At 59.8% G+C, this 13557-nt stretch carries 8 protein-coding genes; 4 read left to right on the top strand and 4 right to left on the bottom strand.

Annotated features, from left to right (window positions below):
* Positions 1-5: 5 nt before the first annotated feature.
* Genes ACQZ5G_RS17390 through ACQZ5G_RS17380 form a run of 3 tightly spaced genes read right to left on the bottom strand, consistent with a single transcriptional unit; the run spans position 6 to position 5106 of the window.
* Positions 6-2303, bottom strand: a complete 2298-nt coding sequence (locus tag ACQZ5G_RS17390) for a 3-hydroxyacyl-CoA dehydrogenase/enoyl-CoA hydratase family protein (protein ID WP_448738418.1) — start codon at positions 2301-2303, stop codon at positions 6-8.
* Positions 2304-2305: 2 nt separating this feature from the next.
* The gene (locus ACQZ5G_RS17385; protein WP_448738417.1) at positions 2306-3427 is read right to left on the bottom strand and encodes a thiolase family protein; all 1122 of its coding nucleotides are present in this window, start codon (positions 3425-3427) and stop codon (positions 2306-2308) included.
* Positions 3428-3453: 26 nt separating this feature from the next.
* Positions 3454-5106 (bottom strand): electron transfer flavoprotein-ubiquinone oxidoreductase, encoded by a 1653-nt coding sequence (locus ACQZ5G_RS17380; RefSeq protein ID WP_448738459.1) that lies wholly within the window; start codon positions 5104-5106, stop codon positions 3454-3456.
* Between the two features lie 201 nt (positions 5107-5307).
* On the opposite strand from ACQZ5G_RS17380, the gene ACQZ5G_RS17375 reads away from it, so the two are divergent.
* Positions 5308-5931: a TetR/AcrR family transcriptional regulator gene (locus ACQZ5G_RS17375; protein ID WP_202960817.1), complete on the top strand. Its 624-nt coding sequence runs from the start codon at positions 5308-5310 to the stop codon at positions 5929-5931.
* A gap of 77 nt (positions 5932-6008) precedes the next feature.
* Here ACQZ5G_RS17375 and ACQZ5G_RS17370 read toward each other — a convergent pair whose 3' ends face one another.
* A complete protein-coding gene (locus tag ACQZ5G_RS17370; RefSeq protein ID WP_448738416.1) occupies positions 6009-6986 on the bottom strand; it encodes a hypothetical protein in 978 nt (325 codons plus the stop codon).
* A 1704-nt stretch (positions 6987-8690) separates the two neighbouring features.
* Here ACQZ5G_RS17370 and ACQZ5G_RS17365 point away from each other — a divergent pair.
* From ACQZ5G_RS17365 to ACQZ5G_RS17355, 3 genes are all read left to right on the top strand, one after another.
* Positions 8691-10643, top strand: coding sequence for an autotransporter family protein (locus tag ACQZ5G_RS17365; RefSeq protein WP_448738415.1), 1953 nt, complete (start codon positions 8691-8693; stop codon positions 10641-10643).
* Between the two features lie 193 nt (positions 10644-10836).
* A complete protein-coding gene (locus ACQZ5G_RS17360; RefSeq protein WP_448738414.1) occupies positions 10837-12489 on the top strand; it encodes a carboxylesterase/lipase family protein in 1653 nt (550 codons plus the stop codon).
* Positions 12490-12760: 271 nt separating this feature from the next.
* Positions 12761-13495, top strand: coding sequence for an EAL domain-containing protein (locus tag ACQZ5G_RS17355; protein WP_448738413.1), 735 nt, complete (start codon positions 12761-12763; stop codon positions 13493-13495).
* The last annotated feature ends 62 nt before the right edge of the window (positions 13496-13557 follow it).

Genomic DNA, 13557 nt, shown 5'->3' with positions numbered 1-13557 from the left:
TTTGTTCAGTTGCGCAGCGGCTTGCCGGTCGCCAGCATGTGCCTGACGCGGTCGACGGTTGCGGGTGTTGCAAGCAGATCGATGAAGGCTTCGCGCTCCAGCGCGATCACATCGTCTTCCGTTAGCGGTTTCAGCGGATCGGTGGAGGGACCGCCGGTCAGCACCTTGGCAAGCGCGCGCCCGACCACGCCGTCGTGAACGGTGGCACGGCCGGCGAGTTCTTCGTTTTCGATAATGTTGTGGATCGCCGAAGCACCCGACGGGCCGGACATCGTGATCACTGGCGGTTCCGGCGCGACATAGGTTTCAGCGAGGGCCAGAGCCTTCGCCTTGGCGTCGGCAATCAGCCGGCTGCGGTTCATGGTGATGCCATCGGTGACTTTCAGGTAGCCAAGGTTGCGGGCCTCGAAGGCGCTGGTCGATACCGTTCCGGGTGCGATCAGATTGAAGGCGGCAATCGCGGGTGCGACCGGTCCACGCAGGGCGGCTGTGGAAGCCGAGAAGCGCAGCATCAATTCCTTGCAGCCACCCCAACCCGGTACGACACCGATGTGGGTCTCGACGAGGCCGATGGAAAGCTCCGCATGGGCCTGGATCGCATCGCAATGCAGCAGGATTTCACAGCCGCCGCCGAGCGCCAGCCCTGCTGCTGCGCCGACGACCGGGAAGGGGGCGTATTTAACCGCCTTGAAGGAGCGGTGACCATGGTCGATGAATGCGCTCGCCGCTTCGTAGTCACCCTTTTCCAAGATTTCCAGGAGGATGCGCAGGTCTGCGCCGGCGCTGAACATGGGAGAATCGCTGCCGATGACCAGCGCCTTGAAATCTCCGGCGGTCCGTTCCACCGCCTTGCTGATGGCATCGAGCAAAGCGGGGCTGTAGGTATTCATTTTGGTGCGGAATTCGAGGCAGGCAACGCCGTCGCCGAGATCCCAGAGGCTTGCCGCACCCCAGTCTTCCACCGGCTTGCCGGTAAGTTTGAGATCGGAAAGAAGTAATACGCCGTCACCCTTGGCGATGGGCGCGACGCGACCGTCAGGCAGGAGGTTGGCGCGCTCGCCGCCGACGACCGAATAAAAGCCACCGTTTTGGGTTGCGAGCGAGAGATAAGCGGGCACGGCAACACCGCGTGCTTCTAGCCGCGCCTTCAGCCAGCCAGCACCAAACCGGTCGATCAGTTCGAAAGGACCCTGCTTCCAACCGTAGCCGGTGCGCATCGCCTCGTCCACGGCGTCCGGCGTGTCGGCAATCTCCGGCACGAGGGAGGCGGCATAGGCGAGCGTCTTCTCCATGACCACCGCGGCATAGCGACCGCCGAGGCCCGCATGTTCCATCAGTGCGCGCGGATCGCCGCCGGACGCATCCAGGCTTTCGGAGGACACCGCCCGCTGCGGCCGGTAGTCACCGGTCTTGAGATCGGTCACGTCGCGAAACTTACGGTCGGGAGACAGCCGTACGAAGCCCGCGCCGCTTTTGCGGCCGAGGCGGTTTTCAGCAATCATGCGGGCGATCAGCGCCGGTTCGGCGTCGTAATCCTTCACCGCGTCGCCAGGCGACGTTGCGTTCTGCAAGCTGCGCAGGATCGTCGGCATGAGATCGATGCCGACGAGATCCAGCAGCCCGAAGATGCCGGTGGAGGGAATACCAAAGGGTTTGCCAATGATGGCGTCGGCTTCCTCGACATCGAGGCCAAGCTCAATCGCCTCGTTTTGCGCCACCACCATCCAGTAATTGCCGATGCGGTTGCCGATGAAGCCGGGTGTGTCCTTACAGATAACGACGCTCTTGCCGAGGCCGCGATCCGCGAAGTCCTGGATCGTCGCGGTTACCTCAGGCCTGGTCGCCTTGCCCGATACAAGTTCGACGAGCCGCATGACGCGCGGCGGATTGAAGAAGTGGGTGATGAGGAAGTCGACAGTGAAGCTCTCCGGCAGCCCCTCGACCAGAGAGTGCAGCGGGATGGTCGAGGTGTTGGACGAGACGATGGAGCTTTTCTTCCGCACGCCGTCGATGGCGCGATAGAGCGTCTGCTTTATCTCCAGCTTTTCCGCCACGGCCTCGATAATCCAGTCGGCGTCGGCGATCAGCGCGAGGTGATCCCCGGTAGAGCCGGTGCGGATTCTCTGCGCGAAAATGGGGTCCATGAAGCCATTCGCCTTTAACTGGCGGGCAACGCCGCCATCGGCGAACGCCTTCTCCACATCCAGCAGCACCACGTCGAGCCCGGCGTTGGCGAGATGGGCGGCGATGCCCGAACCCATGACGCCCGCGCCGATGACGGCAGCTTTCCTGATTTCAGCCATGATTATGCCGCCTCCAGAACCATGGCGATGCCCTGACCGCCGCCGATGCATTGCGTGGCGAGCGCATGGCGTCCGCCGTCGCGCTTCAACAGCAGCGAGGCCTTGCCGACGAGGCGGGCGCCCGTCGCACCCAGCGGATGGCCGAGCGCGATGGCGCCGCCGTCACGGTTGAGGCGGGTGGGGTCGATGTCGAGATCGCGGCAGCAGGAGAGCACCTGCACGGCGAAGGCCTCGTTCATCTCGATCACGTCTAGGTCGGCTGCGGAAATGCCGGCGCGTTTCAGCGCCTTGCGGCTCGCCTCGACGGGGCCAATTCCCATGATTTCAGGCGCGCAGCCGGAAATGGCATAGCCCGAGATGCGGGCGAGCGGTGCAAGATTATGGCGTTTCACGAAGCCTTCCGAGCAGACCAGCGTTGCGGATGCGCCGTCGGTGAGCGGCGAGGAATTACCTGCTGTCACCGAGCCGCCCGCCTTGAAGGCGGTCTTGAGGCCGGCGAGTTTCTCGGCGTCCGTTTCACGCGGGCAACCGTCGAAGGTAACATCGCCGATCGGCGCGATTTCGGCAGCCAGGCGGCCATCGGCTCGGGCGACGAGCGCCTTCCTTTGGCTCTCCAGCGAATAGGCGTCCTGTTCCTCGCGCGAGATGCCGTAGCGGTCGGCCAGATTTTCCGCCGTCAGCCCCATATTGAGGAAGGCGATGCGCCGGGCATCACTCCAGGCCTGGTTCGGCATGGGGTTGAAGCCCATCATCGGTACGCGGCTCATACTTTCCACGCCGCCGGCGATGAAGGCATCACCCGCGCCCATCGCGATTGCGCCGGCCGCCATCTGGATCGCCTGCATGGAGGAACCGCACCAGCGGTTAACGACGGAGCCGCCGACCGATTGCGGCAGGCCCGCGATCAACGCTGCGCAGCGGGCGATGTTGAGGCCCTGTTCGCCCTCGGGGAAGGCGCAGCCGAGGTTCACGTCCTCGATTTCGGCTGCGTCGATGCCGGAGCGGCTGACCAGCGCCTTGATGACACCTGCGGCGAGGTCATCGGGACGAACGTCGGCAATCGCGCCTCGATAGGCGGGGGCAAAGGGGCTGCGCAGGTAATCGACGATATAGGTTGCGGTCATATTCTTCTTCCTGTCCAGAACGGGCGTCACATGTTGGGGTAGTTCGGGCCGCCGCTACCTTCGGGTGGGACCCAGGTGATGTTCTGCGAAGGATCCTTGATGTCGCAGGTCTTGCAGTGCACGCAGTTCTGCGCGTTGATCACGAAACGCGGATCAGTCTTGGCCTGTTCGTCGTCATAGACGACCTCATAGACCCCCGCGGGACAGTAGAGCCGCGCCGGTTCACCATAGAGCGGCAGGTTGTGTTTGATGGGGATGGCGGGATCGGCAAGTCTGAGATGAACCGGCTGGTCCTCCACATGATTGGTATTCGACAGGAACACCGAGGACGGCTTGTCGAAGGTCAGAACGCCATCCGGCTTCGGGTAGCGGATCGGTGTTACCTCGGAGAGCGGCTTCAGGCTCTGAAAATCAGCCTTCTTGTGCGCGAGCGTGCCGAAGGGCGAAACGCCGAAGAGCGTCTGCAGCCACATGTCGATGCCACCGAGGCTGACCCCGAGCACGGTGCCGAACCGCGACCACAGCGGCTTGACGTTGCGAACGGGCTTCAGATCCCGCCCGATCGCCGAACCACGCCAGCTGGTTTCATAATCGTCGAGCGTATCGTTGGCGCGGCCGCTGGTTATTCCGTTGAACGCGGCATCCGCCGCCTGCATGCCGGAATGGATGGCGTTGTGCGAGCCCTTGATGCGCGGCACGTTCATGAAGCCTGCGGCGCAGCCCGCGAGCACGCCGCCGGGGAAGGCGAGCTGCGGCACGGACTGGTAGCCGCCCTCGGTCAGGGCGCGCGCACCATAGGCGATGCGTTTGCCGCCCTCGAAGGTGTCGCGGATCAGAGGATGGGTCTTGAAACGCTGGAACTCGTCGAAGGGCGAGAGCGTCGGGTTCCTGTAGTCGAGATGCAAGACGAAACCGACGGTCACGAGATGATCGTCGAAATGATAGAGGAACGAGCCGCCGCCGGTCCTCCAGTCGAGCGGCCAGCCGAATGAGTGCTGCACCAGCCCCTTGCGGAACTTTTCCGGCCTGACCTGCCAGAGTTCCTTGATGCCGATGCCGAATTTCTGCACCGAGCGGCCGTCGGTCAGATTGAAGCGGGCGAGAAGCTGCCTGGTCAGGCTGCCACGCGCACCCTCGGCGAACACGGTGTATTTCGCCCGAAGCTCCATGCCGGGGGTGAAATCATCCTTCGGCTCGCCGTTGCGGCCGATCCCCATGTCACCGGTGGCGATGCCGGCAACCGCGCCATTGTCATCGTAAAGCACTTCGGTTGCCGCAAAGCCCGGATAAATCTCGACCCCGAGGGCTTCGGCCTGCGCGCCGAGATAGCGGGCTACATTGCCAAGCGATCCGATGAAGTTGCCGTGATTGCTCATCAGTGGCGGCATCAGCGCATTGGGCAGGCGAAAAGAGCCGGCGGGACCAAGCACATGGAAGCGGTCATCGGTGACTTCTGTGGTGAGCGGGCGGGCAGGGTCGGTCCGCCAGTCGGGCAGCAACGCATCGAGGCCGGAAGGGTCGATCACCGCGCCCGAGAGGATATGCGCGCCGACTTCCGAACCCTTTTCCACGACGACGACGGAAATTTCCGCGCCGGCTTGCACCGCGCGTTGTTTGAGGCGGATTGCGGCGGCAAGACCGGCCGGTCCCGCGCCGACGATCACCACGTCGAAATCCATGGCCTCCCTGATTCTTTCGCTCAACCTTTCCTCCTTCAGTTGATGTCGCTGTGTGTATCAAACAATTGTTACAGTTTGCAAGCGTGAAATCATGTGCCCGCCCCCGCCGGCCTGTTCTGGTGCTACAGAGTTGGGAAAGATGCGTACTTGGGTTACACAGCGTCTAAGAGATTCTGAATATCGCGACAGACAGGAGACGTTATGAGTGGGAGGCAACGCCGGACGGCCGCCGATCCAGCCGGGAGCAAGGCAGCAGCGTCGATGCGGTCGAGTGGACTCAGCGACCGCCATTGTGAAATCCTGGAGGCCGCTGCCTCGCTTTTTGCCGAGCGCGGCTATGCGGCGACGTCGGTCCGAGATATCGGTGAGCGTGTGGGTCTGCTTGGCGGTTCGCTCTATCACTACATTAAGTCGAAGGAAGCGCTGTTCATTCGCGTCCACGAAATTGCACTCCAAGTTGCGGAAGATCGCATCCGTGTTGCAATTGCAGGGCTGTCCGATCCGTGGGAGCGGCTGGAAACGGCTTGTGTCACCATGCTCGAAATCCAGCTCGACGAAAACTCGATCACCATGCCTTTGATGAGCGATTTTGCCGTGACACCACCAGAGGTTCGCGAGCGGCTGGTCGCCAAGCGCGACGCCTTCGAGAACCTGTTCCGGAATCTCGTCAATGACCTCCCCCTTGATCCCGCGCTCGATCGCAGTGTCTACCGCCTGTTGCTGCTCACGCTGCTGAACAACGTCTCGGGCTGGTATCGCGAAGGCCGACTGACGCCGCAGGACATCGGGCGGCAAATCGTGCGTATTTTTCGTCACTCGATTTAAGCATCGATAAAGCGGACGACCAATTGGCTGCCATAGATTTACCCAGCATTCAGAAAGGAGCGAGCGCGGATGGCGCATTAGGGAACGTTGCTCACCTGCCCGCTCCATCCGTGGGCCCTGAAGAACTCACCTCGTTCCTTGCGAAACGCCGCGCCTGCTTCATGCGCTCCCTGTAGTTGCCAGGCGAGCCAGCTGGTCGGCAGGCCCAGATACCCATAGACGCCAAGCGTGCAGGTCAGCGGGCTGACCAATTCCGCTGTTTTACAGTCCCGCTTGCCAAGGATGTCATTGTGGTTCGCCAGATTGACGAGGCCCTTGGCCTTGAGAAGAGCATTCGGCGTCGCCTCAAAATATGCCGTGAGTGAGTTGAGCTGTCCCTCGCCGTTCTGTCTGTCCGGCGAGACGACCACATCGGATGTGCCGCCGACATAGAAGATCGACCCTGATTTTGCCGCCTTGAGGTCTTTGGTGAGGACGCAGAGATCGGCCGGTGAACACCATTTCTGGCTGGGAAGCTGAAACGCGACCGTTGTCCGCACCTTTCCCTTCGACTTGAGCATTGCGTTGATCGCGCCGGTGGCACCCTGGGAATGCCCTGCGACCCCCACCCTGCCGAAATCAATCTGTCTATAGAAAGGACTGCCAGGTTTGGCCGCTTGCCTTTTCAAATAATCGAGAGAGTCGAGAACCGTGTTGCCGTATCCCGTACTTGGGTCTCGCGTCGCAATCACGACAAATCCCCAACTGGCAAAATGGGAGAGAAGATAGCCGTAAACTCTGGGCTCGACCGGTGCATTGGCGGTGCCGTTTGCCCAGAGGACGACCGCCAGCGGCTTGCCGCTTCTGATGTCCGAGGGATACCAGACGTCGCAGAGATGGCCTCGCCGATCGCATGGTTCCACAGACGTCATGCGCAGCACACTGGAAGGCCCGTTGACAAAATATTGGCGCTCAACACTTCCGGTCGGGAAGTACACATGATCCTGTGCCGTGGCGGCGCTCACATCGAGGCAGAATAAAGCGGCAACGGCGAGGCCGGTCGTAAAACGGTGCATCTTTCGATAGTCTCCTTGAGACGTCAGGGAATTGGCGGATTTTGGCGGGGAACCCTGTAAGTCCCGGCATGGCCATGGATGGCGGTCACGCAAATGGCGGCTCCGCTTGTGCGCACGAAACTCCGCTCAATGATCTGGATTGCATGGTGTTCAAGTTTTTTGCTCGCATGCTGTTGCCGGCAACCCGTTGACCGATGTGTCGCCGCTTGTCCGGGTGAAACCTCCTGAGATTCGCCGGAAAACAAATAAAGCGGTAGATCCCGGTGACGGGAAGGTTACAAACGGTGCGATACCGCAGCGCGGAAAATTCCCTCGCCGATGGCGCGCCAGACTGATGCGTTTAGCTTGAATGTTCCCGCTGAATGGGCGGGGGTGAAACGGTATCCTGCCGCAAATGTAACCGTTTCAAACTGTGGCCTCCCTGCGACTCCCGGTAAGTCCAAGGCCAATCCGCTATTGAAATGTGGATTCTCTGAAATCGTTGAAGCCTCTTTTCGCAGCCGTTTTTCCGAACGCCGAAATGCATGCTGACGTCTGAACAGATTCGGGACAATGGGTAAGATTAAACATTCGCAGCTTCTCTTCACCGCCAGTGCACTGGCAATCGTCGCATTCAGCCTTCCTGCGAGATCGCAGCAGATCGTGGCCGACGGAGTGACCGTTGAGGTTCCAGCCGATACGATTATCACAACGCAAGCAGCGGGCAGCCTTGCGGGTTCAGCGTTCTTGACTCAGAATGGCGGAGTCATAAACACACGGGGTCAGGTGAACCTCACCACCAGTGGCGTTCAGGCTCCCGCCGCACTTTCCTTCCAGGGTGGGACAATAAATCTCAACGGAGGTGTGGTTACAACCACTGGCGATATCGCCAACGGCCTTGCTGTTAATAGCGGCACCCTGACGAACAGCGGGAACCTGACAATTCGGACGGAGGGCAATGATCGCGCTAACGGCATCAATGCTTTCGCCACCAGCACAGTTACCCTTGGCGGCACGGTTGATATTGGAACCAAAGGCGATGACTCAATAGGGCTGCGTTCGAACGCAAGTACGGTTACCGCAAGCGGCCCATTGATCATCAGGACTGCGGGCAATAATCGCGCTCATGGTATCAATGCTCTGAATGGCAGCACCGTTACCCTCAATGGCTCTGTTGATATTGGAACCAAAGGCGAAGACTCAATAGGGCTGCGTTCGAACGCTAGCACGGTTACCTCAAACGGCCCAATGACCATCAGGACGGAAGGAACCTTACCGTATGCTCACGGTATCGATGCTCAGTCGTATAGCACGCTTATCCTCAACGGCCCGGTTGATATTGCAACGAAAGGTGGCCCATCAATGGGCCTGCATTCTTGGGCTAGCACGGTTACCTCAAACGGCCCATTGTTCATCAGAACTTCGAGCAATGATGTCGCTCGAGGCATTGGTGCCCAAGCCGGCAGTACCGTTACCCTTAACGGTGTTACTGACATAGCAACCACCGGCGATCTATCCGCGGGGCTGTTCTCGAACACTGCTAGCACGGTTACGTCGAAGGGCCCATTGTCCATCAAGACTTCGGGCAATGACCACTCTCGGGGACTCGATGCTAGAAGCGCCAGCGTCATATCCCTCAATGGCACGGTTAATGTTGTAACAATCGGTAATCGATCACAGGGGCTGGTTTCGACTATCGCTAGTAAGGTTACCGCAATCGGCCCATTGTCCATCCGGACTTCGGGTACGGAAAGCCATGGCATTGACGTGCGGGACGGCAGCACGGTCGAGATTGCAAAAGGTGATATTGCCACACAGGGTGCGGCCGCAGCGGGCATCCAAACCCTTTTCTCAGGAGCCAATCGGGTCAGCACTGTCTCGATCGCGAATGGTCGGCTGGAAAGCGCACAGGGCGACCTGGTGCGTTCGCAGGGCGGAGCCCTTGACGTGACGCTGGATACGATGACAACGCGCAATGGCAGCGGCCTGGTCCTCAACGTTCTCGATGACGCGGCCGGCAACCACGGGGTGGTTAATTTCAATGCCATCGACACGGGTCTGACGGGGGATATCCTCGTCGCCGCCGACAACATTGCCAATGTCAGCCTTGCCGGCAGTGAATTGACCGGCGCGGCCTACAATGCGACCAACATCACGCTCGATGCCGGCAGCGTCTGGACGATGACCGATAGCTCGACGGTCTCCGACACCGTTACCAATGCCGGCAGGATTGCCTTTGCCGCGCCTGACGCCGGCGTCTTCAAAACGCTGACGACAACGAATTACGTCGGCGACAACGGCACTGTCGTGCTCAATGCGACGCTTGGCGCGGATGCCTCGCCGTCGGACCGGATCGTGATCGATGGCGGTGCGGCCATCGGCCGGACCGGACTTGTCGTCAATAATGTCGCCGGTACGGGCGCGCCGACCACCGACGGTATCAAGCTTGTCGACGCCATCAATGGCGGTACGACCAATGCAGACGCGTTCTTCCTTGGCAATGGTGACTATGTCACCGCAGACGGCCAGAACGCCAAGGTCGCCGGCGCTTATGCCTATACGCTGAACCGTAGCACGACCTCAAACGGCTCGGATGTCTATGGTGACAGCTATGCGGCCAATGACTGGTATCTGCGTTCGGTCCTGATCGATCTGGTTGATCCAATCGCCGAGCCTGAACTGCCGCGTTATCATCCGGGCGTTCCGGTCTATGAAACCTATCCGGCGACGTTGCAGATCCTCAATCGTCTACCGAGCCTCTTCCAACGGATGGGGGATCGTTACTGGCATGAACAGGCGCCGGCAGCCTATTCCCAGGACGGTGCAGCAATCGTCACCGGCAATAATGTCTGGGGCCGCATTGAAGGCCTGCATGGCCACCGGCAGCCTGACGCCACGACGAGCCGCTCGGATTACGATTACGATCTGTGGAAGTTCCAGGCCGGGATCGACGGCCTGCTTTACGAAAGCGATGCCGGCAAGCTGATCGGCGGCTTTACCGTTCATTATGGTCAGGTCAACACCGATGTCTCCTCGCTCTTCGGTCATGGCGGCATCGACACGTCGGGTTATGGTTTTGGCGGCACGCTGACCTGGTATGGCAATAACGGTTTCTATGTCGATGCGCAGGGGCAGCTTACCTGGTTTGACAGCGATCTTTCCTCGAACACGCTGGGCCGGGGCCTTGCCGATGGCAATGACGGATTTGGATACGCCTTCAGCCTCGAAGCCGGTCAACGTATCGGTCTCAGCGAGAACTGGACGCTGACGCCGCAGGCGCAGCTGACCTGGTCGTCCGTCGACTTCGACAGCTTCGCCGATCCTTATGGCGCAGGCGTATCGCTTGACAGGGGTGACAGCCTGAAGGGACGTCTCGGCCTTGCGCTCGGACATGAGCGCGGCTGGAAGGATGCTGGCGGCCAGACGAGCCGTATACAGATCTACGGCACCGTCAACCTGACCACAGAGTTCCTCGATGGAACACGGGTCGACGTTTCGGGCACGAAGTTCGACAGCCGTGCCGACCGGTTGAACGGTGGCATTGGCCTTGGCGGCGCTTACAGCTGGGCGAATGACAAATATGCCATCTATGGCGAGGTGTCGGTCGACACCAGCCTGAAGAACTTCGCAGACAGCCACGAAGTGGGCGGCAAGCTCGGTCTGCGCGTCAAGTTCTGACCGAATTCAACCCTCCCGGCCACCTGTCGACCGGGAGGTTGTTTGCCGCCAGGCAACTATGGAGCGGCTCGACAGCTCGCATACCCATAAGGCGGCCTATTCTGGCGGTTGCAAGCCAGAGCGCACCCTTGCTCCCTGTCTCAAACAGTCTGGAGCCATTATCGATTGAATTTCTGTTTGAAAGACCCGGACCATGACAAAAAACAGCACGTCTCTTTCCTCCCTGATCGGTATGGCGCTCGTCATACTCACGGCTTCTTTTACAGCCAATGGGTCGGCGCGCGCTGAAACGGTCCTGCCGATAGTGCAGACGTCGGATGGAAAGCTGAAGGGGGTCGAGCAACAGTCGCTGACCGTCTTCAAAGGCATCCCTTATGCGGCACCGCCGGTGGGAGAGATGCGGTGGCGGCCGCCTGCACCGGTGACGCCTTGGGAAGGTGTGAAGGAAGCACAGGATTTCGGGGCGTCCTGTATCCAGCCAGCCTCAAAGCAGGACAGTATCTATGGTCGGGTTCTGGGGCCGACCAGCGAGGATTGCCTGAGCCTGAATGTCTGGGCGCCGCAGGACGCGAAGAATATGCCGGTCCTGGTCTGGATCCACGGCGGGTCGCTGCGTTCCGGCTCGGCCTCGGAGCCGATGTTCGATGGGTCGAAGCTTGCCAGGCAGGGCCTAATCGTGGTTTCGATCAACTATCGCCTTGGCGTGCTCGGTTATCTCGCCCATCCGCAACTGTCTGCGGAATCTCCTCAAGGTATCTCGGGAAACTATGGCTTGTTGGATCAGATAGCAGCCTTGCAATGGGTGCGCGACAATATTGCCGCGTTCGGTGGCAATGCCGACAAGGTTACCGTCATGGGAGAATCGGCGGGCGCGCTCAGTGTGATGTATCTCATGGCATCGCCATCGGCGCGTGGGCTATTTCATAAGTCAATCCTCCAAAGCGCCTACATGATCTCCACACCCGCCCTTAAAAACAGCGTGCACGGTGAACTTGCGCAGGAAAGCCTGGGGGAACATGTTGCGGCCAAGCTCGACGCAAAAGATCTGCGAGATTTGCGGGCGCTGAACGGGCAGGAGATTACCGATGCCGCCACAGTCGCGGGGTTTGCGCCTTCGGGCACGATCGACGGCATCGTCCTGACCAGACAATTGGTGGAGACCTTCGAGCTCGGCGAGCAGGCACCCGTTCCCGTACTGAGCGGCTTCAACAGCGGCGAGATTCGTTCGCTCACCTTCCTTGCTCCGCCTGTACCGAACTCGAAAGAGGAGTACGAAAAAACCATTCGCAAAAACTATGGCGATCTGGCCGATCGATTTTTGCGCCTGTACCCATCGGGCGATATGCAGGAAAGCATTTTCGCCAACACGCGCGATGCGATGTATGGCTGGACGTCGAAACGGCTGGTGCGCAGCCAGGCGACCATCGGTCAACCGGCTTACCTGTATTATTTCGACCACGGTTATCCGGCAGCGGATGCCGCCAACCTGCACGCATTCCACGCCGCCGAAATTCCTTACGTGTTCGGTACCTTTGCCCATACGCCTCCGCTCTGGCCGATGAACCCGGTCACACCGCGTGAGCTTGCTTTCGCGGACGCCATGACGGGCTATTGGGCGAGCTTTGCGCGTGAAGGAACGCCCGCAGCGCCGGGCCAGCCCGCATGGCCGGCATATGGGGCAGGCAAGGCGTATATGGAGTTCGGCAACGCCGCGCCAAGGGCGGCCAACAATCTCCTGCCCGGCATGTACGAGTTACACGACGCGGCCGTGCAACGGCGCCGTGCTGCCGGCAACCTGCCTTGGAACTGGAACACCGGCCTCTTATCGCCGCTGCTCGTGGAATGATTTAAGATCGGGCCGGATCAGGGCCTGTCTCGCTGTTGACAATTCGCGCCAATAAAGAAGGAGCGGCCGACGCCGCTCCTTTTGTTTGTGCGACGCATCCAACGGATTGAATAGAGGTTCGATACCGTTCCAGCCGGAATTGTATCGGTATGTAACTTCAATCAATCACGGAAGGAGATTACTCGGTGCCGATAAAGCGGCTGCCGTTTCGGCTAAGTGGCCGAGCAGAATTCTATTCCCGCTACGAATTGAGAGATTGGTCAGCCCCGCAATGACAGCGAATACTTGTCCCGCCTCGGCCGTTGCCGGAGCCCGCGTACAATGTGCCTATCAAATCATCCAGGACGCCCATACCGCTGAGAAAGCCCTCTATCATGAGGGTCTGGCGAGGCTGATAGCGCAAGATGGCCAGATATTGGCCGGCGCTCAATTTATTCCGCAACTGGAATCCCGAGGCGAAATCTGTCGTCTCGACCGGCAGATTGTCGACATCGTGATTGATGATTTGACGCGTGTGCCACATCTCGTCCTGGGCTGTAACATTTCGGCGGCGACCGTTCAGAATCCAGAGATCTGGTGTGACATTCTCGACACCATTTCAAGGTCGGGCGTCGCATCCAGAATGATTTTGGAGATTACGGAGACATACCCATTTAGGGACGGCACCCAGATCAATTCGCTTTTGGCGCAGGCCCAAAAAATCGGCTGCAGAATTGCCATAGACGATTTTGGGGCCGGCTATCTTTCGCCGAGCCAGTTGCTGCAGATGGAGCCCGATATCATAAAAATCGATGCGTCCATGCTTTGGAACGTCCGCGGGCACCCGAAGGGCGCCAATAGTTTGAGCCACATTGTAAGTTTTGGCATGAGTATTGCGGGCGTTGTCGTTGTTGAGGGCGTGGAAAATCAGGAACAATGGGAGATTGCGCTCGCGTCAGGCGCAACGCATGTTCAGGGCCTTTTCGTTGGAAAGCCGTCGATGATAATTCATGGCGCCGAAGGCTGAACAAATAGCTATAATGATATCTCAACGGCGAGCCAGAGCATCTTCTTTTCGCAAAGTTAGCA

This window comes from Agrobacterium sp. 22-214-1 (assembly GCF_053522465.1).
This window is presented reverse-complemented; position numbering and strand designations above follow the sequence as displayed.